We start from the raw sequence: 25,764 nt of genomic DNA on the forward strand, positions 1-25,764 counted from the left end.
GAGGAAGTGCCATGGATGATTCGACGTTCGACCAACTGGAGGCCGCGCTCCTGGCTGCCCCCGGTAACGTCGCGCTGCTGACACTGTTGCTCGACGCCAGTGTCGAGCGCAGCGAGTACGAGCGCGGGCTTGGGTTGTTGCCTGCCGATCTTGAGCAATGGAGCGATGCCCAGGCCTTGAAAATGGCCGCGGCCAGGTTATGTATCGCCGCGAGCCAGGCGCAACGGGCCCTCGGCCTGATTGAAGGCAACGAGCCTGCCGCGCGGATGCTCAGGGCGCGCGCCTTCGCAGCCCTTGAGCAGATGAAGGAAGCCCAGGTGGAATACCGTGCCGCGGTAGACGCCAACCCGGCCCTGGAAGACATGGCGCTATGGCGTCGCTTGAACGTATCCGTGACCGACTTTTCCGCTGCGCAAGGGCGTCCGCGCTTGCGCGTGATCTCCAATGACAACACCGACCAGACCGAGGTCCGGCGCCTGTTGGTGCCGGAAAAGGAAGCCCTGTCCTTCGATGACATCGGTGGCCTGGACGAGCTGAAGAAAACCATTCACAAGAAAATCATCCTGCCTTACCAGAAGCCCGGCCTGTTCCAGCGCTTTCGCAAGCGGGTCGGCGGGGGCGTGTTGCTCTATGGGCCTCCGGGATGTGGCAAGACCATGCTGGCCCGGGCCACGGCCGGGGAGTGCAAGGCGACGTTCTTCAACGTGGCCATTTCCGATGTCCTGGACATGTACATCGGCGAATCCGAGCGCAAGTTGCACGCGCTGTTCGAACAGGCCCGTGCCCAGGCTCCGGCGGTAATGTTTTTCGATGAAGTCGAGGCCTTGGGCGGCAAGCGTTCCAACACCCGGGACTCGACCTCTTCGAAGCTGGTCAGCCAGTTCCTGTCCGAGATGGACGGTTTTACCAAGGACAACCACGGCGTACTGATCCTCGCCGCGACCAACGTGCCTTGGTCGGTGGACTCGGCCTTCAGGCGCCCGGGGCGTTTTGACCGGGTGTTGTTCGTGCCGCCACCCGACCGGCCAGCCAGGGAAGCCATGCTCAAGCTGATGATGGAAGGTCGTCCGACGGCCGAGGACATCGACTTTGCCTTCCTGGCGAAAAACACCTCGGGCTTTTCCGGTGCAGACCTGGGTGAGTTGGTGGAAACCGCCGCTGACGAAGCGATCGAAGAGTCCATCAGCGGCGCGAGCGAGCAACCGATCTGCGACCGGCATTTCAAGCAGGCGCTCAAGGAAGTGCGGGCAACCACCCTGGAATGGCTGACCACGGCGCGCAACTACGCGCGCTATGCCAATGAAGGCAACCAGTACGACGAAGTGCTGGCCTTCCTCGACAAACACGGGAAGGGTCGCTGATGGCGCAGTACGGTGGTTATCGCATTGAGGACGAGCCACGTCCGGGCGCCCTGGCCAAGTGGGCCGTCTCGCCTTTCTGGCCGCTGCTGGGGCTGATGTTGGGGGGCGCCTGGCTCGGCTTGCCGTGGTTTGTCTTCAACGCCATCGCGGTGGGCAGCCCGACCCGGGTGCGTGAATGGTTGCTGGCCGGCCTTTGCCTGGTGGGCAGCCTGCTCATCGGTTTGGGATTGCTGCAATTGGTAGAGGCGGGGTACATCCAGAGCCAGGCGCAGATTCAGTACGCCTTGTTGACCTTGGTGGTGTGGAAGCTTGCCATCGGCTATCTGCTGTTCATGCAGCAGAACGCGACCATCGAGATCTACCAATACTACGGTGGCGTGCTGAACCGCTTCGGTTTGCCAGTGGTGTTGATTGGCGCGTTCGTGCTCAAGGGCATGGTCATCAAGTGGGTGCCTGCCACTCTCTGGTATCTGGTGGTGAGCTGATGAATACCGATTATCTGCTGCAACTGGCGTATCAACGCTTGCAGGCCGACCATTACGACGGTGCCATCGACGCGCTGCGCCAATTGCTGGCGAGCGATCCGGACTCGGCCGAAGCCCATGCGTTGCTGGCGGTGTGCCTGATCAATCTGCGCCGCGTGCATGCCGCCAGGCGCGAGGTGCAGTTGGCGCTGCTGGCCGATGCACAGTTGCCGCTCGCCCATTACGCTGCCGCCCAGGTTGCCATTGCCTTGCGCAAGTTCAAGCTGGCCCAGGAACACTTGACCCAGTTACTGGATATGGAACCGCTCAATCCGGTCAACTACCGCACGCTGGCCGACCTTTACCAGTTGACCGGCCGCCTGGAACAAAGCCGCGAACCATTGGAAAAAGCCCTGGAACTGGCCCCCGACGATGCGTCCAACCTGGTGGCCATGGCCCAGTTTTATCGTGCCAGCGGCCAGTGGGGGCAAGCGCATCAGTTCGCCCGCCAGGCCTTGCAGGCCGAGCCAGGGCATACCGGGGCCGTGGTGGTACTCGGGCACCTGCTATTGCGCGAAGGTGACGTCGAGGGCGCGCGCGAGCACGCGATCTGGGCCTTGCAGGAAAACGCCAATGACCGGGCCGCGCTGCACTTGCTGACTGCCGTCAAGGCTCGCAGCAGTCTGTTTCTGGGAACATGGTGGCGATTCAACAGTTGGATGAGCGAGCGCAGCGCCAGTCGAGCCATCGTGGTGTTGTTGCTCATGTTCGTGGTCTATCGGGTGGTGGTCATCACCCTGACGGCCCAGGGCTACCCGCAGGTGGCCCAGGTGATTGATTGGCTATGGCTGGGGTTTGCCGCGTACACCTTTGCCGCGCCACAGATATTCAGGCACTCCCTGGAAAAAGAGCTGGCCCAGGTCAAGCTGTCCAGGGAATTCTAAATAGCGGGTGTCCAGACGGCGGTCAGTCGTGCTTTGCCTTGGAACCCGCGACATTATTGGAGATTGCTTAACATGTCGTCTTTTGCAGAAATGATCGAGAACATCACCCCTGACATCTACCAAAGCCTGAAACTGGCGGTGGAAATCGGTAAATGGGCCGATGGCAACAAGCTCACCGCCGAGCAGCGCGAGTTGTCGCTGCAAGCGATGATCGCCTGGGAGATCCAGAACCTGCCCGAAGACGAGCGCACCGGCTACATGGGCCCGCAGGAGTGCCAGTCGAAGTCGACCACCGTCCCGAATATCCTGTTCAAGTCGGACGCCATCCATTGATCGAGATTGGCCGCGGTGCAATCAGCAAGATGTCGGCGCGCCTTGACGGGCCGACTGTTCAATACGCCTTTCGCCTGGGCGATGCCGAGGTGCCGGTCAACCCGTTGATTGGCACCTCGGTGCGCCTGGAGTACCTCGGTGCGATCCACTGCACCCACTGTGGACGCCGGACCAAAACCAGCTTCAGCCAGGGTTATTGCTACCCTTGCATGACCAAGCTGGCCCAGTGCGACCTGTGCATCATGAGCCCCGAACGCTGCCATTTCGAGGCGGGCACCTGTCGCGATCCGGCCTGGGGCGAGCAGTTCTGCATGACCGATCATGTGGTCTACCTGGCCAATTCTTCGGGCGTGAAGGTCGGCATTACCCGTGCCACGCAATTGCCGACCCGCTGGCTGGACCAGGGCGCCAGCCAGGCGCTGCCGATCCTGCGGGTCGCCACGCGTCAGCAATCGGGGTTTGTCGAAGACCTGTTCCGCAGCCAGGTGGCGGACAAGACCAACTGGCGCGCCTTGCTCAAGGGCGACGCCGTGGCGGTGGACCTGCCGGCGATCCGTGACTCGCTGTTCGAAAGCTGCGCCCAGGGATTGCAGGGTTTGCAGGAACGTTTTGGCTTACAGGCGATCCAGACCATAGCGGACGTCGAGCCTATCGAGATCCGTTATCCGGTGGAGCAATACCCGGCCAAGATCGTCAGTTTCAACCTGGACAAGAACCCGATTGCTGAAGGCACGCTGCTGGGGATCAAGGGCCAGTACCTGATTTTCGACACCGGCGTGATCAACATTCGTAAATACACGGCCTACCAGCTCGCCGTGCATCAGTAGAAGGACTCGACCCATGCGCACCGAACAACCGAAGATGATCTACCTGAAGGACTATCAGGCCCCCGAATACCTGATCGACGAGACGCACCTGACCTTCGAGTTGTTCGAGGACCACAGCTTGGTCCATGCGCAACTGGTGATGCGCCGCAACCCCGAGCGCGGGGCCGGGCTGCCACCGCTGGTGCTCGATGGCCAGCACCTGGAACTGGTTTCGCTCAAGCTCGATGACGCCGACCTGGGGCAGGGCGACTACCAGTTGGACGACAGTCACCTGACCCTGCAGCCCAAGGCCCAGGCCTTCACGGTCGATACTACCGTCAGGATTCACCCGGAAACCAACACCGCCCTGGAAGGCCTGTACAAATCCGGCAGCATGTTTTGCACCCAGTGCGAGGCCGAAGGTTTCCGCAAGATCACCTATTACCTCGACCGCCCGGACGTGATGAGCAAGTTCACCACCACCGTGGTGGCCGAGCAGCACAGCTATCCGGTGCTGCTGTCCAACGGCAACCCGATTGCCAGCGGTCCTGGCGAAGACGGCCGCCATTGGGCGACCTGGGAAGACCCGTTCAAGAAGCCTGCCTACCTGTTTGCCCTGGTGGCCGGTGACTTGTGGTGCGTCGAAGACACCTTCACCACCATGAGCGAGCGCACCGTGGCCCTGCGCATCTATGTCGAGCCGGAAAACATCGACAAATGCCAGCACGCCATGACCAGCCTGAAGAAGTCGATGCGCTGGGACGAGGAAGTGTACGGGCGTGAATACGACCTGGACATCTTCATGATCGTTGCGGTCAACGATTTCAACATGGGAGCCATGGAGAACAAGGGCCTCAATATCTTCAACTCCAGCGCCGTGCTGGCCCGCGCCGAAACCGCCACCGATGCCGCGCACCAGCGGGTCGAGGCGATCGTCGCCCACGAATACTTCCACAACTGGTCGGGCAACCGCGTGACCTGCCGCGACTGGTTCCAGCTGTCGCTCAAGGAAGGTTTCACGGTGTTCCGCGATGCCGGGTTCTCGGCCGACATGAACTCCGCCACCGTCAAGCGTATCCAGGACGTGGCCTACCTGCGCACCCACCAGTTCGCCGAGGACGCCGGCCCCATGGCCCACCCGGTGCGTCCAGACAGCTTCATCGAGATCTCCAACTTCTACACCCTGACCGTGTACGAAAAGGGCTCGGAAGTGGTCGGCATGATCCACACCCTGCTAGGGCCTGAGGGTTTCCGCAAGGGCAGTGATCTGTATTTCGAACGCCATGATGGCCAGGCCGTGACCTGCGATGATTTCATCAAGGCCATGGAAGATGCCAATGGCGTCGACTTGACTCAGTTCAAGCGCTGGTACAGCCAGGCCGGTACGCCACGGCTGGCGGTGAGCGAGTCCTACGACGTTACGGCCAAGACTTACAGCCTGACCTTCAGCCAGAGCTGCCCGCCGACCCCGGACAAGCAGGAAAAGCTGCCGTTCGTGATTCCCGTCGAACTGGGCCTGCTCGACAGCAAGGGCGCCGAAATCCCGTTGCGCCTGGCCGGTGAAGCCGCGGCGAGCGGCACGTCCCGGGTGATCTCGGTGACCGAAGCCGAGCAGACCTTCACCTTTGTCGACATCGCCGAACAACCTTTGCCATCGTTGCTGCGTGGTTTCTCGGCACCGGTGAAACTGAGCTTCCCGTACAACCGCGACCAACTGATGTTCCTGATGCAGCACGACAGCGACGGTTTCAACCGCTGGGATGCCGGCCAGCAATTGTCGGTGCAGGTGTTGCAGGAACTGATCGCCCAGCATCAGCAGGGCACCAGCCTGTCGTTGGATCCGCGTCTGGTCAGCGCCTTGCGCACGGTACTGTCGGACGAATCCCTGGATCAGGCCATGGTCGCGGAAATGCTCTCGCTGCCGAGTGAAGCCTATCTGACGGAAATCAGCGAAGTGGCCGACGTCGAGGCGATCCATGCCGCTCGCGAGTTCGCCCGCCAGCAATTGGCCGATAACCTGTTCGAAGCCCTGTGGCTGCGCTATGAAGCCAACCGCGACCTGTCGAAACGCACGCCATATGTGGCCGAGGCCGAGCATTTCGCCCGTCGCGCATTGCAGAACATCGCATTGTCGTACCTGATGCTTACCGACAAGCCCGAGGTGCTGAGCGCGACCCTGGAGCAGTTCGATACCGCCGATAACATGACCGAGCGCCTGACCGCGCTGGCAGTGCTGGTCAATTCGCCGTTCGAAGCCGAGAAGGCCAAGGCTCTGGAAGTGTTCGCGGAAAACTTCAAGGGCAACCCGCTGGTCATGGACCAATGGTTCAGCGTCCAGGCCGGCAGCCCGCTGCCGGGTGGCCTGGCGCGGGTCAAGGCATTGATGGAGCACTCGGCGTTCAACATCAAGAACCCGAACAAGGTGCGGGCGCTGATCGGTGCATTCGCCGGACAGAACCTGATCAACTTCCACGCCGCCGACGGTTCGGGCTATCGCTTCCTGGCGGACCTGGTGATCCAGCTCAACGGTTTCAACCCGCAGATCGCCTCGCGGCAACTGGCGCCGCTGACCCGCTGGCGCAAATACGACAGTGCCCGCCAGGCGCTGATGAAAGCCGAGCTGGAACGTATCCTGGCGTCCGGCGCGCTCTCCGCCGATGTGTTCGAGGTGGTGAGCAAGAGCCTGGCGTGACCTTGATGCCGCGGTCTGCCTGGCGGACCGCGGTGCCTTCATCGCGAGCAGGCTCGCTCCCACAGTAGGTCTTCAGTGAACACATATTTTGTGCTCAACAGAGATCCATTGTGGGAGCGAGCCTGCTCGCGATAGCGTCAGATGCTTCACCGCTAGTTACTCAGCCATCACTCCACCGAATACTCTGCCATTCACCCCCAGCGCCAGCCCTCCCGGTTAACAAAAGATAACGTGGCGTCGATTGTCAGACCTTTCGAAAGCCCGATAGGATAGGTCAGCTTCCGAAGTGGCTCTAGATTGCAGGTTTCAGGACTATGCTCCAAGACTGGCAACGTACCAAGCCATAACAATAATAATGGGGGAAAGGTCTATGAATGAGCCTGTCATGGCTGTGGGCCGCAGCCGGCCGCCGATGCTGCGCAGGGTCGCGTTGCTGGCTTCGGCGCTCTCGCTGCTGGGCTCTGCCGTGTTATCGGCACCGGTGATGGCTGTTGCGGCGTCGACATCCGATGTCATCTATTCCGTCGAATCGGCCAAGGCCAGCAAAACCCTGATGCTCGATGTGGTCCATGCCGGCCAGCGCCTGGTGGCGGTCGGTGATCGGGGCCACATTGTCTATTCGGACGATCAGGGCAAGTCCTGGACCCAGGCCAAGGTGCCGACTCGCCAATTGCTTACCGCGGTAGTTTTCGTCGATGACAAACACGGCTGGGCCGTGGGGCACGACGCGCAGATCCTCGCCAGCGATGACGGTGGCAGCACCTGGATCAAGCAATTCGAAGACCTGACCCGTGAAGCGCCGCTACTGGATGTCTGGTTCAAGGATGCCAGTAACGGTTTCGCCGTGGGTGCCTACGGTGCGCTGCTGGAAACCACCGACGGCGGCCAGCACTGGGAAAGTGTCAGCGACCGCCTCGATAACGAAGACCAGTTCCACCTCAATGCCATCGCCGCTGTGAAAGATGCCGGACTGTTCATTGTCGGCGAGGCCGGCAGCATGTTCCGCTCCGCCGACTGGGGGCAGACCTGGGAAAAGGTCGAAGGCCCTTACGAAGGCTCGCTGTTCGGGGTCATCGGCACCGCCCAACCCTCGACGCTGCTGGCCTACGGCTTGCGCGGCAACCTTTATCGCTCCACGGACTTTGGCGGTACCTGGGAACAGGTCGAGCTCAAGGCCGCTCGGGGCGCCCTGGAGTTTGGTCTGTCAGGCGCCACGCTGTTGGCGGACGGTTCCATCGTGATTGTCGGCAACGGCGGCAGCGTGGTGCGCAGCACCGACGACGGCGTGACCTTCAGCGTGTTCAACCGTCCGGACCGGATTTCCGTGGCAGCCGTTACGGCGGCAGGCAACGGCAACCTGATCCTGGCGGGGCAAGGCGGCGTGCGTGCCACCACGTCCACCGGCGCCGAACTGAGCAAATGAGTCAGGCCTGCAAGAAGGGCATAAAAACAAGAAGGCGGAACCCATGAGCAGTCATCACCAAGACAAGGCGACGTTCCTCGAGCGCCTGATTTTCAACAACCGCCCGGCAGTGATCGTCATTTGCCTGTTGGTCAGCATTTTCCTGTTCTGGCAGGCCACGCTGATCCGGCCATCGACCAGCTTCGAAAAAATGATCCCCCTCGAGCACCCCTTCATCCAGAAGATGCTCGAACACCGCAACGACCTGGCGAACCTGGGAAATACGGTGCGCATCTCCGTGGAAGCCACCAATGGCGACATTTTCTCCAAGGAATACATGGAGACCCTGCGCCAGATCCACGACGAGGTCTTCTATATCTCCGGCGTCGACCGTTCCGGGCTCAAGTCATTGTGGAGCCCGAGCGTGCGCTGGACCGAAGTGACGGAGGAGGGCTTCGCCGGTGGCGAGGTGATCCCCCAGAGCTATAACGGCTCGGCCGACAGCCTCGATCTGCTGCGCAACAACGTGCTCAAGTCCGGCCAGGTCGGGCGCCTGGTGGCCAACGATTTCAAGTCGAGCATCATCGACATCCCGCTGCTGGAGTCCTATCCGGATCCGCAGGACCAGGGCAAATTGCTCGCCCTCGACTACCGGAAATTTTCCCACGAGCTTGAAGACAAGATCCGCAACAAGTTCGAGGCCCAGAACCCGAATGTGCAGATCCATATCGTCGGCTTCGCCAAGAAAGTCGGCGACCTGATCGACGGCCTGGTCATGGTGGTGCTGTTCTTCGGCGTGGCGTTCGTCATCACCCTGATCCTGCTGTACTGGTTCACCAACTGCATGCGCAGCACCGTGGCGGTGTTGACCACCACCCTGGTGGCGGTGGTCTGGCAACTGGGGCTGATGCACGCCGCCGGTTTCGGCCTGGATCCGTACTCGATGCTGGTGCCGTTCCTCATCTTTGCCATCGGCATTTCCCACGGCGTGCAGAAAATCAACGGCATCGCCTTGCAGTCCAGCGAGGCGGACAACGCCCTGACCGCGGCGCGGCGCACTTTCCGGCAGTTGTTCCTGCCGGGGATGATTGCGATCCTGGCGGACGCCGTGGGCTTCATCACCTTGCTGATCATCGACATCGGTGTGATCCGCGAACTGGCCATTGGCGCCTCCATCGGTGTGGCGGTGATTGTGTTCACCAACCTGATCCTGCTGCCGGTGGCGATCTCCTACGCTGGCATCAGCAAGCGCGCGGTCGAGCGCAGCAAGAAAGACGCGACCCGCGAACATCCGTTCTGGCGCATGCTGTCGAACTTCGCCAGCGCCAAGGTCGCGCCGGTGTCCATTGCCCTGGCGGTGATCGCCTTTGGCGGTGGCCTCTGGTACAGCCAGAACCTGAAGATCGGTGACCTCGACCAGGGCGCGCCGGAACTGCGTCCAGACTCGCGCTACAACCAGGACAACAACTTCATCATCAGCAATTACTCCACCAGCTCCGATGTGCTGGTGGTGATGGTCAAGACCAAGGCCGAAGGCTGCTCGCGTTATGAAGCCATGGCGCCCATCGACGAGCTGATGTGGAAGATGCAGAACACCGAGGGCGTGCAGTCGGCGATTTCCCTGGTGACCGTGTCCAAGCAGATGATCAAGGGCATGAACGAGGGCAACCTGAAATGGGAAACCCTGTCGCGCAACCCTGACGTGCTGAACAACTCCATCGCCCGGGCCGATGGCCTGTACAACAACAGCTGTTCGTTGGCGCCGGTGCTGGTGTTCCTCAACGACCACAAGGCCGAGACCCTGGATCGCGCGGTGAAGGCCGTGCAGGACTTCGCCAAGGAAAACAACCGTGACGGGTTGGAGTTCATCCTCGCCGCCGGTAACGCCGGCATCGAAGCGGCCACCAACGAAGTGATCAAGGAATCGGAACTGACCATCCTGATCCTGGTGTACATCTGCGTGGCGACCATGTGCATGATCACCTTCCGCTCCTGGGCGGCGACGCTGTGCATCGTGCTGCCGCTGGTACTGACCTCTGTACTGGGCAACGCCCTGATGGCCTTCATGGGCATTGGCGTGAAGGTCGCGACCTTGCCGGTGGTCGCCCTCGGCGTGGGGATTGGCGTGGACTACGGGATCTACATCTACAGCCGCCTGGAGAGCTTCCTGCGCGCCGGATTGCCGTTGCAGGAGGCCTACTACCAGACCCTGAAGTCCACCGGTAAAGCCGTATTGTTCACCGGCCTGTGCCTGGCCATCGGCGTGTGCACCTGGATCTTCTCGGCCATCAAATTCCAGGCCGACATGGGCTTGATGCTGACGTTCATGTTGCTGTGGAACATGTTCGGTGCGCTGTGGCTGCTGCCGGCGCTGGCACGGTTCCTGATCAAGCCGGAGAAGCTGGCGGGGCAGAAGGGTAATTCGTTGTTTGCACATTGATCGAGGGCGAACCTGTCCAGTACAGCCCTAGTGGCGAACCCATGTGGGAGCGAGCGTGCTCGCGATAGCGGTGTGACAGTCAATGAAGGTGTTGAATGTCCGTCCGCCATCGCGAGCAAGCTCGCTCCCACAGGTTTTCTAGTGACCCACAGACTGATCATTCCAGCCAATCTGAGGTGTGCCACGTCGGATGGTTGCCAGGGGGGTATCAGGAAGGATCGGCGCCCAGCACCACATTCAGCGCGCTACGGGCATCGTCCAACTGCACTAGGGTGGCATGGCGGGCGCCGAGGGCATCGCGGTTTTCGATGGCGGTGAGGATCGCCTTGTGCCGCGGCATCGCCAACTCGTGCAGGTTGGGCCGCTGGTTGGAGTGCTTGAGCGCTTCGGCGATGGCCACCGACAACATGTTGCACAGGTTAGCGAGTAGATCGTTGTGGGTGGCGTCGGCGATGCGGCTGTGGAAGTCCAGGTCCGGTTGCAGCACGGCCTCGGGGGTCGGTGCCGCTTCCATGCGCTGGTAGGCTTCGCGGATGGCGGCGATGTCGCTGTCGGTCGCGAATTGCGCAGCGAGGGCGGCAGCGGCCGGCTCGATGATACTGCGCACGCTGGTCAGCAAACCGAAGAATTCGTTTTGCGGGCTGCTCTGCATCAGCCAGTGCAGCACGTCAGGGTCGAGCATGTGCCATTCCCGGCGGGCCTTGACCACCGTGCCCACGCGCGGGCGCGAATACACCAGGCCCTTGGCGACGAGCACCCGTGTGGCTTCGCGCAGCACCGGGCGGCTGACCGCATACTCTTCGCACAACAAGGCTTCGGCGGGCAGTTTGTCATCCGGTTTGAAACGCCCGGAGACGATCTGCATACCCAGTTCCTGGACGATGCGCGCGTGCATGCTTTTGCGGTCGGAGGGTTTACGGTAATCCATGGGGGATGGCGCGATCCTGTGCGAAGGGGATGCTGCGCATGATAGCAGGCGCGGTGAGGGCGGGTCGCTAGTGCGATTTTTTGAGGTGGATGCAGACCCCATTGTGGGAGCTTATGTGGGAGCTGAGCTTGCTCGCGATGAGGCCCTTCCAGTCAATATCTCTGTTGTCTGGCACACCGCAATCGCGAGCAAGCTCAGCTCCCACAAAAGCTTGCATCCCACAGGGGGATGCCACAAGGGGATGGATGGAGTCAGTGGGAGTGGCGAGGCACCTCGGCGCCACGGCAGCCCACCAGGAAGTCGAAGTCACAACCCTGGTCCGCTTGCAGCACATGGTCGATGTACAGCTGGCGGTAGCCGCCCACCAACAGGTTCTGCGGTGGCGGCAGGTCGGCCAGGCGCGCGGCAAGTTCGGCGTCCGGGATGTCCAGGTGCAGGCGGCCGCTGGCGCAATCGAGCTCGATCCAGTCACCTTCCTTCACCGCGGCCAGAGGTCCGCCAGCAGCGGCTTCCGGTGCCACGTGCAGCACCACGGTGCCGTAGGCAGTGCCGCTCATGCGTGCGTCGGAAATCCGAACCATGTCGGTCACGCCCTGGGCCAGCAGCTTGGCCGGCAGGCCCATGTTGCCGACTTCGGCCATGCCCGGATAACCCTTCGGCCCACAGTTTTTCATCACCAGGATCGAGTTGGCGTCCACGTCCAGTTCCGGGTCGTTGATGCGGGCCTTGTACTCGTCGAAGTTCTCGAACACCACTGCGCGACCGCGATGTTGCATCAGCTCCGGCGTCGCGGCGGACGGCTTGAGCACCGCACCCAGCGGCGCCAGGTTGCCGCGCAGCACGCAGATGCCGCCGTCGGCGCGGATCGGGTTGTCCAGGGTGCGAATGACTTCGTCCTGGCCGTAGATCGGTGCCTCCTTGGTGTTCTCGCCGAGGCTCTTGCCGTTGACGGTCAAAGCGTTCGGATGGGGGATCAGGTTCGCTTCACCGAGACGGCGCAGCACAGCGGGCAGACCGCCGGCATAGTAGAACTCTTCCATCAGGAAGCGTCCGGACGGCTGCAGGTCGACGATGGTCGGCATGCCACGACCGATGCGGGTCCAGTCATCCAACTCCAGTTGCACGCCGATGCGCCCGGCAATGGCTTTGAGGTGGATCACCGCGTTGGTCGAGCCACCGATGGCGGCGTTGACGCGGATGGCGTTCTCGAAGGCTTCCTTGGTCAGGATCTTCGACAGCTTCAGGTCTTCACGGACCATCTCTACAGCGCGCATGCCGGACATGTGCGCCAGCACGTAACGGCGCGCGTCCACGGCTGGAATGGCCGCGTTGTGGGGCAGGGACGTACCGAGGGCTTCGGCCATGCAGGCCATGGTCGAGGCGGTACCCATGGTGTTACAGGTGCCGGCCGAGCGGGACATGCCGCCCTCGGCCGCGAGGAAATCGTCGATGGTGATGGTGCCGGCCTTGACCTGTTCGCTCAATTGCCAGACCACCGTGCCCGAACCGATGTCCTGGCCCTTGTGCTTGCCATTGAGCATTGGCCCGCCGGTGACGACGATAGCCGGTACGTCGCAACTGGCGGCGCCCATCAGCAGGGCTGGAGTGGTCTTGTCGCAGCCGGTGAGCAACACCACACCGTCAATCGGGTTGCCGCGAATCGCCTCTTCCACGTCCATGCTCGCCAGGTTGCGGGTCAGCATGGCAGTGGGGCGCAGGTTCGATTCGCCGTTGGAGAACACCGGAAATTCCACCGGGAAGCCCCCGGCCTCGATCACGCCGCGCTTGACGTGCTCGGCGATCTGCCGGAAGTGCGCGTTGCACGGCGTCAGCTCCGACCAGGTGTTACAGATGCCGATGATTGGCTTGCCATGGAACTGATGGTCGGCGATGCCCTGATTTTTCATCCAGCTGCGGTACATGAAGCCGTTTTTGTCGGCGGTGCCAAACCATTGGGCCGAGCGCAGGGAGGGTTTCTTATCAGACATGATCGATTCTCTTATTGTATGACTATATAGTTCGAGCTGAAGCGTAACATAAGCGCAATTTACGCGGTTTGGAAGTGTTGTTGGGTAAATAGTATTACTATATAGTCCGATTCAACGGAGGGATTGTCCTGGCTGTCATTGGCGAGAGAAATCCCCCGAGGTTCCATAACAACAACAATCGGAGACCGGTCCCATGAGCCAGGAATTGCGGCTTATTCGTCGCATCACGCTGAAACTGATTCCCTTCCTGATCCTGCTGTACCTGATCGCCTATGTAGACCGCTCCGCCGTGGGCTTTGCCAAGCTGCACATGGGCGCTGACATCGGTATTGGCGATGCCGCCTACGGCCTGGGCGCAGGGCTGTTTTTCATCGGGTATTTCCTGCTGGAGATCCCCAGCAACCTGATGCTCGAACGCTTCGGAGCCCGGCGCTGGTTCGCCCGGATCATGATCACCTGGGGCGCCATCACCATCGGCATGGCGTTCGTCCAAGGCCCGCATAGCTTCTATGTGATGCGCTTTTTGCTGGGCGCGGCCGAAGCCGGGTTCTTCCCGGGCGTGCTGTACTACATCACCCAATGGTTTCCGGTGCGCCATCGCGGCAAGATCCTGGGCCTGTTCATTCTTTCCCAACCCATCGCGATGATGATCACCGGCCCGGTGTCCGGTGGCTTGCTGGGCATGGACGGCATCCTTGGCCTGCACGGCTGGCAGTGGCTGTTCATCGTCATCGGCCTGCCAGCGGTGCTGTTGACCTGGCCGGTGCTGCGTTACCTGCCGGATGGCCCGCAACAAGTGAAATGGATGGACCAGGCCGAGAAGGACTGGCTGACCGGTGAGCTGAAAAAAGACTTGCAGGAATATGGTCAGACTCGCCATGGCAACCCGCTGCACGCCTTGAAAGACAAGCGTGTCTTGCTGCTGGCACTGTTCTATCTGCCGGTGACCTTGAGCATTTACGGCCTGGGCTTGTGGCTGCCAACGCTGATCAAACAGTTCGGCGGCAGTGATTTGGTGACCGGCTTCGTGTCGTCGGTGCCGTACATCTTCGGCATCGTCGGCCTGCTGATCATTCCCCGCAGTTCCGACCGCCTGAACGATCGCTACGGTCACCTGGCCGTGTTGTACGTGCTGGGCGCCATCGGCCTGTTCCTCAGCGCCTGGTTGTCGGTGCCGGTGTTGCAATTGGCGGCGCTGTGCCTGGTGGCGTTCGCGCTGTTTTCCTGCACGGCGGTGTTCTGGACCTTGCCCGGGCGATTCTTTGCCGGCGCCAGTGCGGCGGCGGGTATCGCGCTGATCAACTCGGTGGGCAACCTGGGTGGTTACGTCGGGCCGTTCGTGATCGGCGCGTTGAAGGAGTACACCGGCAACCTGGCTTCGGGGCTGTATTTCCTGTCGGGTGTGATGGTCTTTGGCCTGGTGTTGACCGGCGTGGTGTATCGGTTGCTGGAGCGCAAGCATGTGCTGCCGGCGGATCAATTCGCGGCCAGCGCCCGGGGGGCAACGCGTACATAAATTTGCGGGTCGACCCCGATCAAACTGTGGGAGCGAGCCTGCTCGCGATAGCGGTTTTACATTCACCCATGATGTCGACTGTGAGATCGCATCGCGAGCAGGCCCGCTCCCACAGGGGACCGCACCGAATTCAAGTTTTGTTTACAGGGAGAAAATCCATGCGTTTAGTTCAGTTCGAATTGCCTGACGGCGAGCGCCGCGTCGGTGTGGTCGACGGCCAGCAAGTACGGGAAGTGCAGGGCGCCGGGAGCGTGCGCGACCTGGCGCTGGCGGCCATCAAGGCCGGTGTGAAGCTTGAGCAGCAGGTCAACAGCCTGGGCTTGGGTGCCAGCCATGACTACGCGCGGTTGCTCGCTGAGCTGCGCATCCTGCCTCCACTGGATCACCCGGACCCGGCGCACCTGCTGGTCAGCGGCACCGGCCTGACCCACCTGGGCAGTGCCTCGGCCCGGGACAAGATGCACCAGCAGGCTGGCGACGAAGCGACCATGACCGACACCATGCGCATCTTCAAGTGGGGTGTGGAGGGCGGCAAGCCCGAGGCCGGGCAGGCCGGTGTGCAACCGGAATGGTTCTATAAGGGCGACGGCAGTATTGTGGTCCGTCCGGGCCATCCGTTCCCGCTGCCGCCGTTCGCCGAAGACGCGGGCGAGGAGCCGGAAATCAGTGGCCTGTATGTCATCGGCCATGACGGCAAGCCGTATCGCCTGGGCTTTGCGGTGGGCAACGAGTTTTCCGACCACGTGATGGAGCGCAAGAATTACCTGTACCTGGCCCATTCGAAATTGCGCAGTTGCAGTTTTGGCCCGGAACTTCGCGTGGGTGAATTGCCTCAACATCTGTCCGGGACCAGTCGTATCCTGCGCAACGGCGAAGTGCTGTGGCAGAACGAATTCCTCAGCGGCGAGGCGAACATGTGCCACAGCCTGGAAAACCTGGAATTCCACCATTTCAAGTACAGTCAGTTCCTGCGCCCGGGGGATGTCCACGTTCACTTCTTCGGCACCGCGACCCTGTCGTTCGCCGACGGCATCCGCACGCAGCCGGGGGATGTGTTCGAAATCAGCCAGGCTGAGTTCGGCGCGCCGCTGGTCAACGGCATTGCCCCGGTGGACGCGGTGTTCAACCCGGGTACTATCGGCACACTTTAAAGGAGACTTGCGATGAACCAGATCCTTGGCCACAACTACATCGGCGGGGCGCGCAGCGCGGCCGGCCAGACTCGCCTGCAGAGCGTCGACGCCAGCACCGGCGAGGCCTTGCCCCATGATTTCATCCAGGCCACGGCAGAAGAAGTCGACGCCGCCGCCAAGGCCGCTGCTGCTGCTTATCCGGCCTATCGCAGCCTGAGCGCGGTGCGTCGCGCCGAGTTCCTCGAAGCCATTGCCGATGAACTGGATGCCCTGGGCGATGAGTTCGTCGCCGTAGTCTGCCGTGAAACCGCATTGCCGGCGGCGCGGATCCAGGGCGAGCGCGGTCGCACCAGCGGCCAGATGCGTCTGTTCGCCAAGGTCTTGCGCCGTGGCGATTTCTACGGTGCGCGCATCGACCGGGCCTTGCCGGAGCGCACGCCGTTGCCCCGTCCGGACCTGCGTCAGTACCGCATCGGCCTGGGCCCGGTGGCGGTGTTCGGCGCCAGCAACTTCCCCCTGGCGTTCTCCACGGCCGGTGGCGACACGGCGTCGGCCCTGGCCGCCGGTTGCCCGGTGGTATTCAAGGCCCATAGCGGGCACATGGCGACCGCCGAGTACGTGGCCGATGCAATTATCCGTGCGGCTGAAAAGTCCGCGATGCCGGCCGGTGTGTTCAACATGATCTACGGCGGTGGCGTCGGCGAGTGGCTGGTCAAGCATCCGGCGATCCAGGCCGTGGGCTTCACCGGCTCCCTCAAGGGCGGGCGTGCCCTGTGCGACATGGCGGCCGCACGGCCACAGCCGATTCCGGTGTTTGCCGAAATGTCGAGCATCAACCCAGTGATCGTGCTGCCGCAAGCGCTGGAGACCCGCGCCGAAAGTATCGCTCGCGACCTGACCGCTTCGGTGGTGCAGGGCTGCGGTCAGTTCTGTACCAACCCGGGCCTGGTGATTGGCATTCGCTCGCCGCAATTCACGGCCTTCACCCAGCAGGTCGCCGCGCTGATCGGCGACCAGGCGCCCCAGACCATGCTCAACGCCGGCACGCTGCAAAGCTACGGCAAGGGCCTGCAAAAACTGCTGGCTCACCCGGGCATCGAACGCCTGGCCGGGCGCGAGCAGCAGGGCAACCAGGCCCAGCCGCAGCTGTTCAAGGCCGACGCCAGTCTGTTGATCAAGGGTGACGAAGCGCTGCAAGAAGAAGTGTTCGGCCCGACCACGGTGTTTGTCGAAGTCGCCGACCAGGCGCAACTGACCGCCGCGCTGAACGGCCTGCACGGTCAACTGACCGCAACGATGATCGGCGAACCGGCGGATTTCGAACGCTTCAGCGAATTGACGCCGTTGCTGGAACAGAAGGTCGGTCGCATCCTGCTCAACGGTTATCCGACCGGGGTGGAAGTGTGTGATTCGATGGTTCACGGCGGGCCTTACCCGGCGACGTCGGATGCCCGTGGTACTTCGGTGGGGACTTTGGCGATCGATCGTTTCCTGCGTCCGGTGTGCTTCCAGAACTATCCCGACAGCCTGTTGCCCGAGCCGCTGAAGAATGCCAACCCGTTGGGGATCCTGCGGTTGGTGGATGGGGTGCCGGGGCGCGAGGCGCTCTGACCTTCGCGGTGAGGCAGTTGCATCGAGGTTGAATGAGCTGCCGCTATCGCGAGCAGGCTCGCTTCCACAGGGGATCTCTAGTGAATACAAGTTTTGTGTTCGCTGAAAATCCAAGTGTGGGAGCGAGCCTGCTCGCGATGGCGATCTGGCAGGCGAAAGTGCTTTCGAACCTTATGGCCCAAGGCCCACTCCCACATTGGGTTATCATGGCAACTTTCCCAATGACCGACTGATCACCATGACTGCCGTAACCGCCCCCCTCCTGCTCGCCCTCGAATCCTGCGACATGCTGATTATCGACAGGTTGCACGCGTTCGATTTTTACCTCGACGAGCAGGAGCAATTGCACGTCGAGTGCATGAACGGCCGCACCCGCGAGCACTGGCGTTTCACGCCGACGCAAATGCAGGCCGCGACGTTCGACAAAGCCGAGAATCACTGGATCATCACCAGCGATTCGGGCGACCACCACTTGGAGTGCGTGGAAGCGACCAGCGGCCACGACGATGAGGATGAGGAACATGAAGATGCGTAGTTTCTGGCCGCTGTTGATGGCCGGCAGCTTGGGTGCCATGGGCGTTCAGGCCGATACCAACGAGCGTCATCAACTGCTGGTGGGGTCCTACACCGCCGGCCAGAGCCAGGGCATCTACCGCTTGCAATTCGACAGCCGCACCGGCCTGCTCGATGCCAATCCCTTGCAAGTCATCAAGACGGACAACCCTTCGTGGCTGACCCTTTCCAAGGACATGACCCGGCTGTTCGTGGTCAACGAAAACGGTCCGGGCCAGAGAGACCCGGTGGGTAAGGTCAGTAGCTACACCATCGACCCGAAGACCCACGAACTGAGCCTGATCAACCAGGTGCAGTCCCTGGGCAACGAGCCGACTCATTCCAGCCTCAGCGGCGATGGCCGTCATTTGCTGGTCAGCAACTATTCGGTGGTGGAAGACCCGGGTGGCACCCTGGCAGTGTTGCCGGTGGCCGCTGACGGCAAGTTGTCACCCCCGGTGCAGTTGAGCAGCCATCAGCCGAGCCGGGTCAATCCCGAGCGGCAGATGTCGGCCCATGTGCATGCCGCCGTGTCCTCGCCCGATGGCAAGTACGTATTCGCCAACGACCTGGGGGCGGACAAGGTGTTCATCTACCGCTATGACCCCAAGGCCAATCCCGAACTACCGTTGACTGCCGCCGACCCTGCCTTCGTGCAGTTACCACCCGGCAGCGGCCCGCGTCACCTGCTGTTCAGCGCCGATGGCAAGCATGCCTGGCTGACCATGGAAATGAGCGCGCAAGTGGCCGTGTTCGATTACCAGGACGGACACCTGACCCAGCGCCAATTGGTCGACCTGGCGGCTGGCAAACCTCAGCCGGGTAGGGCGGCAGCCGCGCTGCATGCTTCCGGGGACGGGAAGTTTCTCTACGTCAGCAATCGTGGCACCACCAATGAAATACTGGTGTTCGCCATCGACCCGGTCGCCGGCACGCTGAAAGAGCTTCAGCGTCGCTCGGTCGAAGGCGATCATCCTCGGGAGTTCAGTCTCGATCCGAGTGGCAAGTTCCTGCTGATCGCCAACCAGAAGAGCAACCAGATCGTGGTGCTCGAGCGCGATTCCAAGACCGGCCTGCTGGGTAAAACCGTGCAGAAATTGCCGGTGGATGCCCCCAGCGACCTGAAGTTCATCGTCCGTCAATAGACCGCAGGCCGCGTTTTTCGTGGCCTGCGCCGTTGTATCAACGAGACTGATATTCGCTAGTACTACAAAGCATTTCAAGACGAGACGCCTCGGCGCGTAAGTTTGCTTCACGGCCCAACCGGGCAAGCCAGCCAACTGAATCCGAGGTCTACCGCCATGAATCTGAATCTCTTCTCTGTAATCGCCGCTTCCGCTATCTCCGCCACCGTGGCGCTGCCAGCCAGTGCCAACATCGAGATCAGCGACAAAAGAAACCGCACCCAGAGCTACACCGAGAAATACCTGCAACAAAGCGCCAACTTCTATGCCGCGTTGGACCACAAGACCCAACACTGAAATATCGCCCAACGACAGAAGCCTGCGATCTTTTCATCTTCCCTGACGTTCAGGTGGAGAGAAAAGATCGCAGGCTTCGCCGTTTCCAGTGAAATCCTACTGTAATATCACTTGGCCATGTGTTTAAATTTGGCGCTGACAAATTGACTCCTTTACCGATAAGGATCGACACCATGGCGATGCGTCTGGCAGTGATGCTGCTGTTTCTCTACTCGACTCCAATTGTTTCAGCCGCTCAGCCGGATTCCGCTGAGTTGGAAGTGGCGCGTGAGCGATTGTTGAGTTTGCTGAGTGACTGAGTGGGTCTGCTTAGAGATTTTGCGAGAGCAAGGCTTGCCCGTAGTGGAGGTTGATTTTCTCTGTGGGAGCAAAGCTTGCTCGCGATGAACGATGACGCGGTTCTTTTCAGGGACTGAGGCGTCTGCATCGCGGGCAAGCCTTGCTCCCACAGAAGTGCCCCTCGCCACAGGGCTGTGTGCAGGCAGTTACTTGGCCATTATCGCCATGAACAGCTCGGACTCCAGAAACCTTTGCAACCAGTCCTGTAGCCGCGGGTAGGGCGCCTGGGCGAACCATTCACGGTCGACATGGGCGAACTGGCGCACGAACGGCATCAGCGCCACATCCGCCAGGCTCTGGTGTTCCGCCGCCAGAAACGGCCGGGTTGCAAGCAATGCCTCCAGGCGGCGCAGAAAGTCTTCACCCTCGCGGCGGTAATGTTCCTGCGGATACTCGGGATGGCGTTCGGGGTATTTGTAGCGATTCAAGTGCAGCTTGAACACCTGGTCGTTTTCCTCGATCAACGCTGCCGTCAACGCCTGGCCTTCGAGGTCGCCGAACAATCTCCAATTATCCGGGTCCTGCTGCGCCAAGGCCCAGCGCATGATATCCAGGCTTTCATCGATCACCCGACCATCGACCTGCAGCACCGGCACCGTGCCTTTGCTGGAAAGTGCGAGCATCTCGGCTGGCTTGGCCTTCAGGCTGACCTCGACAATCTCCACCTCGACCGCGCTATAGCGCAATGCCATGCGCGCCCGCATCGCGTAGGGACAGCGCCGGAAGGAATAGAGCGTGGCGTGGCTCATGTCACCTCCACCGTGCTTAAGCCGTTGCCCTGACGCCGGACCTGGATCTGTACCGGGATCCGCTCGTGCATTTCCTGCACGTGGGAAATCACCGCGACCTTGCGACCTTGGGCCTGCAGTCCGTCGAGGGCGTCCATCGCCAGTTGCAGGGATTCAGGATCGAGGCTGCCAAAACCTTCGTCGATGAACAGCGATTCGATCTTCAGGGTGCTGGACGCCATCGAGGCCAGGCCCAACGCCAGGGCGAGGGAGACCAGGAAAGTCTCGCCGCCGGACAACGAATGCACCGAGCGCAGTTCATCGCCCATTTCCGTGTCCATCACCAGCAGCCCGAGCATGCTGCCGCCACGCTTGAGCCGGTAGCGGCGCACCAACTGCCTCAGTTGGGCGTTGGCGTGGTGCACCAGCAAATCGAGGTTGTAGGCCTGGGCCAGCTTGCGGAAGCGGTCGCCGGTGGCCGAGCCGATCAGCGCATCCAGGCGTGCCCAGCGTTGGTACTCGGTGTAGGCCTGGTCGATCTGCTGGGCCAGGGCCTGGTTGGCATTCTGTCGGCGCTGGTCCTCGGCCTGGTCGGCGCGCAATTCGGCGCAACGCTGTTCGCTGACGGCGAATTGGGCCTGCAAGTCGGCGAGGGCCTGGGCGAGTTGTTCGGGCGCCAGGTTGCCGTTGTGCTGGGCCTGGTGGTTTTGCAGGCGCTGCTCGCGTTCGGTGAGCAGTACGCGGGCCTGTTCGATGGCTTTCTCGCTGTTGAGCAAGCGTTGGCGCAACTGGCTGACGTGCTGTTCGTCGAGGCTGAGCAGGGCCTCGAGAGAGGCGTCGTCCAGTTCGGGATGGGTCGTGCGCCATTGCGCGATGCCCGTTGCCAGCGCCTGCAGTTCGCTGTCCAGGGACTGGGCCTGTTCCTGCCGGGCCTTGAGTTCGGCGGCCAGTTGCACGAGGTTGTTGCGCAATTGCTGCAGCTGTTGATTGGCCGCTGCTTCGCCAAGACGAGCCTGTTCCAGGGCCTGATCGAGTTGTTGCTGCCACTGTTCGGCGCTGGCGTGTGAGCCCAGCAGGTGTGTGAGTTTTTCCTGGCAAGCGTGATGTTGTTCGGTCAGGGCCTTGAATTGCTGCTGCGCCGATTCCAATTGCTGCACGCGGGTCTGCTGGCGGTCCTGTTCCTTCTCCAGGGTTTGCTGACGCTGGAGTTGTTCGCCGAGTTCGTCACGCTGCTGTTCCAATTGCTCCAGGCGTTGGGCGATCTGCTGGTCGAGCTGCATGAAGGTAGCGGCGGGCTCGGTGCGCAAGGCCTGCAACGTGTCTGCTGGCAACAAGGCGCTGAAGTGATGCAACTCATCGTCCAGGCGCTGGCGATCACGGGCCAGTTCCTGCTGCTGGTTGCTCAGTTGTTGTGATGCCTGCTGGCTGGCCGTTTCGGCATTGCGCAGTTGCTGCGCCAGGCGCGCGGCGTCCTGTTGCAGGGTCAGCAGGGCGGTTTGTCGTTGTTCGTCCTGGTTGATGCGCTGGTGCAACTGGCTGTCCTGTTGCGCCAGCCAGGCGTCGCGTTTGTTCGAATCCTGGGCCAGCAATTGCGTCGACAGCGGGTGGGCTTCAAGGCTGGGCGCCAGGCTTTGTTGCTGGGCGGCGAGTTGTTCCTGCTGCTGCTTGAGCTCCTTGAACTGGGCGATGACGCCACTGTATTGGGCCCGCAGGTCGATGACTTTTTCATTGAGCAGGTCGACGGCCTTGCGGGCGTTGGCCTCTTCGGTTTCATCGAAGCGCCCGAGGCTTTGCAGCAGGGCTTCGGGCTGATGGTAAGGATGCTCGACGCTGCCGCACACCGGGCACGGTTGCTCGTCCTGCAACTGCGCGCGCAGTTGCTCGACGCTTTCACTGCGGGCCAGGCGCTGACGCTCCAGCAGTTCCCGGGTGACGGTCAGGGTCTGTTCGGCAATGGTCAGTTCGGCCTTGGCTTCGCCGCCTTCACGCACCAGCCGGTCACGTTCCTGCAGCGCTCGTTGCTGGCGCTGCTCAAGCTCGGCCCCGCGTTTGTCCAACTCTTGCTGACTGGCCCACAACCGGGTCAGGTCTTCGAAGGCGCGTAGTTGCTTGCGGTTGTCTTGCAGCAGGTTGCCGAGCAACTGGATCTGTTCGGCCACCGCTTCCGGTTCAGCGCCGGCTTCTTTATAGAGCACTTCGAGGTTTTGTCGCTGGTTTGCCAGCGCCTCGACGGCGCGCGCGGCGCTTTGTTCCAGGGCGGTGAGTTCGGCCTGGCCCTTGTTCAAGCGATTGCCGATCAGCATCAGTTGTTGGAGGCGATCGCGATAGGCGTTCCAGGCATCGCTCAGCGGTGCCAGGTGCGTGCTTTGTTCAAGTTCGCCGGCGATCCGCTGCAAGCGCTCGGCCACCAGCCTTTGCTGTTCGAGCAGGCTGTCAATCGTGCGTTGGCCTTCGCTGCAAGCTTGTTGCGCCTGTTCCTGGCGCTCGGCGCTCTGGCTGACGTCCCTGGCGAGGCGGGCGAGGGTACTTTGCTCGTCGAAGGCCTGACGCAGCAACGGCGCGCTGTCGCTGCTGTGCTGGCGAGCGGTGGTCAGTGCCAGTTGCGCATTGGCCAGGTCCTTCTCCAGCGTGGTCTGCTGTGCCTGCAAGTCGATCTGCTGCTGGGTGAGTTGCTGGATCTGCACCGCCAACGGTTCGAGCTGGCGGGTCAGTTCCGTCTGGCGAATGAACTGATGTCGCTGGGGGGCCAGTTGTTCCAGGCGGGTCAGTTTCAGGCGTTCGTCGGCCAGCGCGTCCCAATCGACCTGGGCCTGTTGCAGCTGCTCGGCGGCGCTGGTCTGTTCGTCCTGCAACTGGCGCAGGTCCTTGAGCCAGGTGTGTTGCAACTCCAACTGCTTGAGTTGTGCCTGTTGGGCCTTGAGCTGTTGCTGGGCGTCGTTGAAGCGCTGGTCCAGCTCGGCCCGGGCCTCCGGGGCCAGCGGTGTCACGCCGGTAGCCTGGTCCTGCAACTGCTTGTGGGTTTCCTTGGCTTGCTTGGCCTTGTCGAAGGCACGGCGGCCGAGGCGGGTGTACAGGGCGGTGTCGGTGAGTTTTTCCAGCAGTTCGCTGCGGTCGTTGTCATCGGCCTTGAGGAACGCGCTGAACTCGCTTTGGGCCAGCAGCACGGCGCGGGTGAACTGTTCGAAGTTCAGGCCCAGGGCGGCTTCGAGCTGGGCCTTGTATTCGCCTTTCTGGCTCGCCAGCAGTTGATCGTTGTCCAGGTTCCGCAGGCTCTGGCGGCTGGCTTGCAACTTGCCACCGGCCTTTTCCCGGGCGCGATTGGCTTCCCAGCGGGCGCGATAGCGGCGCCCGTCGATGCCGCGAAAATCCACTTCGGCATAGCCATCGCCGGTCCCACGGCGCAACAGCGTGCGCGGGTCGCCCGTGGCGATCTCGCCATCGACGTCCGGCACCTTGGCGTCGCGTCCGGTGTTATTGAGACGTGGCACGGCGCCGAACAGCGCCAGGCACAAGGCGTCGAGCAGGGTGCTCTTGCCGGCGCCGGTGGGGCCGGTGATGGCGAACAGGCCGGCGCTGGCCAAGGGTTCGGCGGTGAAATCGATTTCAAAAGGCCCGGCCAGGGACGCCAGGTTCTTGAGGCGGATCGCGAGAATCTTCATGGTTGCTCGCTCTCCATCTGCACGTCTTGCAACAGCACAGCAAAATCCTTGAGGGTCTGTTCGTCCACTTCGTTGCCGTAGGTGTCCAGCCAGGCGCGGCTGAACAGCTCCTGCGGGCTGAGTTGATCCAGCTCCACCAGCGCGCCGCCGTCATCAGCACTGCCGGTGCCACCGTTGCCGGCGTATTCGGCAGCGATCCGTACCAGGCGTACGGCCTTGCCTTGCAGCGCGGTTTCAACCTGATGACGCAAGTCCGGCTGCGGTTCGTCGAGGCGCACCCGCACTTCTAGCCAGGGTTGGCGCTGGACATCGGCCAACAGGTCGATGTCCGGCAGGTCCTTGAGTTGCACCAGGATCTCGGCCAGCGGCGCCGGGCCCAGGCGTTGCAGGTTGACGGCCCGGGGAATCAGGCGTGGCTCGACCTTGACCAGGGTGTCGCCGTCCAGGGTGATGTCGAGGATCTGATGCTGATAGCCGATCTCCGAGAATGACAGCGGGATCGGCGAGCCACTGTAGCGGATCCGTTCTTCACCGTTGACCTTCTGCGGCTTGTGCAAGTGGCCGAGGGCGACGTAGCTGATGGTGGGGCCGAACAGGCTGGCGGGCAGGGCCTCGGCGTTGCCGATGATCAGGCTGCGTTCGGAATCCTCGGACACCGAACCGCCGGCCATGTGTGCGTGACTGATGGCGATCAGGGCCTGGCCTTTCTTGCGCTTGCTGTTGGCGGCGGCGATCAGCCATTCATGGACCTGGCCGATACCGCGCAGGTAGTCGTCACCCAGTTGCGCGCCGGTGACTTCGGCGGGCCGCAGGAACGGCAGGGCCAGGCACCACGCCTTGACCTTGCCCTTGGCGTCGGGCAATGGCAGCAGCAGGCGCTCGACATCCAATTGACCGTCGTCCAGCCACAAGACCCGGCCCAGGGCGTGGGTGCGCAAGCGGCGCATCAGCGGCGCCGGCAACTCGATCCGCGAGCCGGAGTCATGGTTGCCGGCGATCATCACGATGGTCAGGTTGGCGTTTTGTTCATGGGCGCTGACGATGAAATCGTACAGCCGCTCCTGGGCTTTGACCGGTGGGTTGACGGTGTCGAAGATATCCCCGGCGATCAGCAGTACGTCGGGTTTTTCGTGGGTCAGCTGACGCAGCAGCCAGTCGAGGAAACAGGCGTGTTCGAAATCGCGCTCCTGGCCGTGCAGGTTTTGCCCCAGGTGCCAGTCGGAGGTGTGAAACAGACGCAAGGTAAACTCCAGGAAACAGATGATGGCCGCGGTGAAGAGAAGGGCGGCTAAAAGAAGCAGAGTTTACTGGGAAACTGGGGGGAGGACTTGTTCAACTTCGAGGTATCTGCTGCAGCGCAATCCTGTGGCGAGGGAGCTTGCTCCCG

The 25,764-nt window shown here is 61.9% G+C and carries 20 protein-coding genes; 15 read left to right on the forward strand and 5 right to left on the reverse strand.

The annotated features are described in order from the left end of the window. Positions 1 to 11: 11 nt before the first annotated feature. The 8 genes from DTP52_RS26725 to DTP52_RS26760 all read left to right on the forward strand — a co-directional run bounded on the left by DTP52_RS26725 (position 12) and on the right by DTP52_RS26760 (position 10,442). Positions 12 to 1,361 (forward strand): ATP-binding protein, encoded by a 1,350-nt coding sequence (locus DTP52_RS26725; RefSeq protein WP_109756047.1) that lies wholly within the window; start codon positions 12 to 14, stop codon positions 1,359 to 1,361. Beyond that, entirely contained in the window at positions 1,361 to 1,846 is a 486-nt protein-coding gene (locus tag DTP52_RS26730; RefSeq protein ID WP_109756048.1) for a hypothetical protein, read from the forward strand. Before DTP52_RS26725 ends, DTP52_RS26730 begins: the two co-directional genes overlap by 1 nt. Next, on the forward strand, positions 1,846 to 2,769 hold the full coding sequence (locus DTP52_RS26735; protein ID WP_109756049.1) for a lipopolysaccharide assembly protein LapB: 924 nt from the start codon (positions 1,846 to 1,848) through the stop codon (positions 2,767 to 2,769). Before DTP52_RS26730 ends, DTP52_RS26735 begins: the two co-directional genes overlap by 1 nt. A gap of 72 nt (positions 2,770 to 2,841) precedes the next feature. After that, complete coding sequence (locus DTP52_RS26740) at positions 2,842 to 3,102, forward strand: YeaC family protein (RefSeq protein WP_109756050.1); 261 nt, start codon at positions 2,842 to 2,844, stop codon at positions 3,100 to 3,102. After that, complete coding sequence (locus DTP52_RS26745) at positions 3,099 to 3,929, forward strand: DUF2797 domain-containing protein (protein WP_109756051.1); 831 nt, start codon at positions 3,099 to 3,101, stop codon at positions 3,927 to 3,929. Before DTP52_RS26740 ends, DTP52_RS26745 begins: the two co-directional genes overlap by 4 nt. Before the next feature lie 13 nt (positions 3,930 to 3,942). After that, on the forward strand, positions 3,943 to 6,600 hold the full coding sequence (gene pepN, locus DTP52_RS26750) for an aminopeptidase N (protein ID WP_109756052.1): 2,658 nt from the start codon (positions 3,943 to 3,945) through the stop codon (positions 6,598 to 6,600). A 370-nt stretch (positions 6,601 to 6,970) separates the two neighbouring features. After that, positions 6,971 to 8,023: a YCF48-related protein gene (locus DTP52_RS26755; protein WP_109756053.1), complete on the forward strand. Its 1,053-nt coding sequence runs from the start codon at positions 6,971 to 6,973 to the stop codon at positions 8,021 to 8,023. A gap of 43 nt (positions 8,024 to 8,066) precedes the next feature. Further along, positions 8,067 to 10,442 carry an RND family transporter gene (locus DTP52_RS26760; RefSeq protein ID WP_109756054.1) on the forward strand — a complete coding sequence of 792 codons (2,376 nt, stop codon included), beginning with the start codon at positions 8,067 to 8,069 and terminating at the stop codon, positions 10,440 to 10,442. 208 nt (positions 10,443 to 10,650) lie between these two features. Here DTP52_RS26760 and DTP52_RS26770 read toward each other — a convergent pair whose 3' ends face one another. Beyond that, positions 10,651 to 11,370: a FadR/GntR family transcriptional regulator gene (locus DTP52_RS26770; protein WP_109756056.1), complete on the reverse strand. Its 720-nt coding sequence runs from the start codon at positions 11,368 to 11,370 to the stop codon at positions 10,651 to 10,653. A 251-nt stretch (positions 11,371 to 11,621) separates the two neighbouring features. Continuing rightward, positions 11,622 to 13,358 carry an IlvD/Edd family dehydratase gene (locus DTP52_RS26775; protein ID WP_109756057.1) on the reverse strand — a complete coding sequence of 579 codons (1,737 nt, stop codon included), beginning with the start codon at positions 13,356 to 13,358 and terminating at the stop codon, positions 11,622 to 11,624. Positions 13,359 to 13,551: 193 nt separating this feature from the next. On the opposite strand from DTP52_RS26775, the gene DTP52_RS26780 reads away from it, so the two are divergent. From DTP52_RS26780 to DTP52_RS31455, 7 genes are all read left to right on the forward strand, one after another. Then, positions 13,552 to 14,874, forward strand: coding sequence for an MFS transporter (locus DTP52_RS26780; protein ID WP_109756058.1), 1,323 nt, complete (start codon positions 13,552 to 13,554; stop codon positions 14,872 to 14,874). 158 nt (positions 14,875 to 15,032) lie between these two features. After that, on the forward strand, positions 15,033 to 16,025 hold the full coding sequence (gene araD1, locus DTP52_RS26785; protein WP_109756059.1) for an AraD1 family protein: 993 nt from the start codon (positions 15,033 to 15,035) through the stop codon (positions 16,023 to 16,025). A 12-nt stretch (positions 16,026 to 16,037) separates the two neighbouring features. Next, complete coding sequence (locus DTP52_RS26790; protein ID WP_109756060.1) at positions 16,038 to 17,618, forward strand: aldehyde dehydrogenase (NADP(+)); 1,581 nt, start codon at positions 16,038 to 16,040, stop codon at positions 17,616 to 17,618. 196 nt (positions 17,619 to 17,814) lie between these two features. Beyond that, positions 17,815 to 18,153 (forward strand): DUF5629 family protein, encoded by a 339-nt coding sequence (locus DTP52_RS26795; protein ID WP_109756061.1) that lies wholly within the window; start codon positions 17,815 to 17,817, stop codon positions 18,151 to 18,153. After that, a complete protein-coding gene (locus DTP52_RS26800; protein ID WP_109756062.1) occupies positions 18,140 to 19,315 on the forward strand; it encodes a lactonase family protein in 1,176 nt (391 codons plus the stop codon). The genes DTP52_RS26795 and DTP52_RS26800 overlap by 14 nt, the downstream gene beginning before the upstream one ends. 156 nt (positions 19,316 to 19,471) lie before the next feature. After that, a complete protein-coding gene (locus DTP52_RS26805) occupies positions 19,472 to 19,651 on the forward strand; it encodes a hypothetical protein (RefSeq protein WP_109756063.1) in 180 nt (59 codons plus the stop codon). A 173-nt stretch (positions 19,652 to 19,824) separates the two neighbouring features. Further along, on the forward strand, positions 19,825 to 19,950 hold the full coding sequence (locus DTP52_RS31455; protein WP_256594285.1) for a hypothetical protein: 126 nt from the start codon (positions 19,825 to 19,827) through the stop codon (positions 19,948 to 19,950). Positions 19,951 to 20,136: 186 nt separating this feature from the next. Here DTP52_RS31455 and DTP52_RS26810 read toward each other — a convergent pair whose 3' ends face one another. The 3 genes from DTP52_RS26810 to DTP52_RS26820 are packed head-to-tail and all read right to left on the reverse strand — an operon-like array spanning position 20,137 to position 25,618. Then, positions 20,137 to 20,739, reverse strand: coding sequence for a glutathione S-transferase (locus DTP52_RS26810; RefSeq protein WP_109756064.1), 603 nt, complete (start codon positions 20,737 to 20,739; stop codon positions 20,137 to 20,139). Continuing rightward, positions 20,736 to 24,377 carry an AAA family ATPase gene (locus tag DTP52_RS26815; RefSeq protein ID WP_109756065.1) on the reverse strand — a complete coding sequence of 1,214 codons (3,642 nt, stop codon included), beginning with the start codon at positions 24,375 to 24,377 and terminating at the stop codon, positions 20,736 to 20,738. Before DTP52_RS26815 ends, DTP52_RS26810 begins: the two co-directional genes overlap by 4 nt. Further along, the gene (locus DTP52_RS26820) at positions 24,374 to 25,618 is read right to left on the reverse strand and encodes an exonuclease SbcCD subunit D C-terminal domain-containing protein (protein WP_109756066.1); all 1,245 of its coding nucleotides are present in this window, start codon (positions 25,616 to 25,618) and stop codon (positions 24,374 to 24,376) included. The genes DTP52_RS26815 and DTP52_RS26820 overlap by 4 nt, the downstream gene beginning before the upstream one ends. Between the last annotated feature and the right edge of the window lie 146 nt (positions 25,619 to 25,764).

The sequence above is a fragment of the Pseudomonas sp. 43mfcvi1.1 genome (assembly GCF_900115935.1).
GTDB lineage: Bacteria > Pseudomonadota > Gammaproteobacteria > Pseudomonadales > Pseudomonadaceae > Aquipseudomonas > Aquipseudomonas bijieensis.

Excerpts from the sequence above, each read along its gene's own strand:
- DTP52_RS26725 (WP_109756047.1), top strand. The coding sequence starts at position 12 with ATGGATGATTCGACGTTCGACCAACTGGAGGCCGCGCTCCTGGCTGCC.
- DTP52_RS26730 (WP_109756048.1), top strand. The coding sequence starts at position 1,361 with ATGGCGCAGTACGGTGGTTATCGCATTGAGGACGAGCCACGTCCGGGC.
- DTP52_RS26735 (WP_109756049.1), top strand. The coding sequence starts at position 1,846 with ATGAATACCGATTATCTGCTGCAACTGGCGTATCAACGCTTGCAGGCC.
- DTP52_RS26740 (WP_109756050.1), top strand. The coding sequence starts at position 2,842 with ATGTCGTCTTTTGCAGAAATGATCGAGAACATCACCCCTGACATCTAC.
- pepN (WP_109756052.1), top strand. The coding sequence starts at position 3,943 with ATGCGCACCGAACAACCGAAGATGATCTACCTGAAGGACTATCAGGCC.
- DTP52_RS26755 (WP_109756053.1), top strand. The coding sequence starts at position 6,971 with ATGAATGAGCCTGTCATGGCTGTGGGCCGCAGCCGGCCGCCGATGCTG.
- DTP52_RS26760 (WP_109756054.1), top strand. The coding sequence starts at position 8,067 with ATGAGCAGTCATCACCAAGACAAGGCGACGTTCCTCGAGCGCCTGATT.
- DTP52_RS26770 (WP_109756056.1), bottom strand. The coding sequence starts at position 11,370 with ATGGATTACCGTAAACCCTCCGACCGCAAAAGCATGCACGCGCGCATC.
- DTP52_RS26775 (WP_109756057.1), bottom strand. The coding sequence starts at position 13,358 with ATGTCTGATAAGAAACCCTCCCTGCGCTCGGCCCAATGGTTTGGCACC.
- DTP52_RS26780 (WP_109756058.1), top strand. The coding sequence starts at position 13,552 with ATGAGCCAGGAATTGCGGCTTATTCGTCGCATCACGCTGAAACTGATT.
- araD1 (WP_109756059.1), top strand. The coding sequence starts at position 15,033 with ATGCGTTTAGTTCAGTTCGAATTGCCTGACGGCGAGCGCCGCGTCGGT.
- DTP52_RS26790 (WP_109756060.1), top strand. The coding sequence starts at position 16,038 with ATGAACCAGATCCTTGGCCACAACTACATCGGCGGGGCGCGCAGCGCG.
- DTP52_RS26800 (WP_109756062.1), top strand. The coding sequence starts at position 18,140 with ATGAAGATGCGTAGTTTCTGGCCGCTGTTGATGGCCGGCAGCTTGGGT.
- DTP52_RS26805 (WP_109756063.1), top strand. The coding sequence starts at position 19,472 with ATGAATCTGAATCTCTTCTCTGTAATCGCCGCTTCCGCTATCTCCGCC.
- DTP52_RS31455 (WP_256594285.1), top strand. The coding sequence starts at position 19,825 with ATGGCGATGCGTCTGGCAGTGATGCTGCTGTTTCTCTACTCGACTCCA.
- DTP52_RS26810 (WP_109756064.1), bottom strand. The coding sequence starts at position 20,739 with ATGAGCCACGCCACGCTCTATTCCTTCCGGCGCTGTCCCTACGCGATG.
- DTP52_RS26815 (WP_109756065.1), bottom strand. The coding sequence starts at position 24,377 with ATGAAGATTCTCGCGATCCGCCTCAAGAACCTGGCGTCCCTGGCCGGG.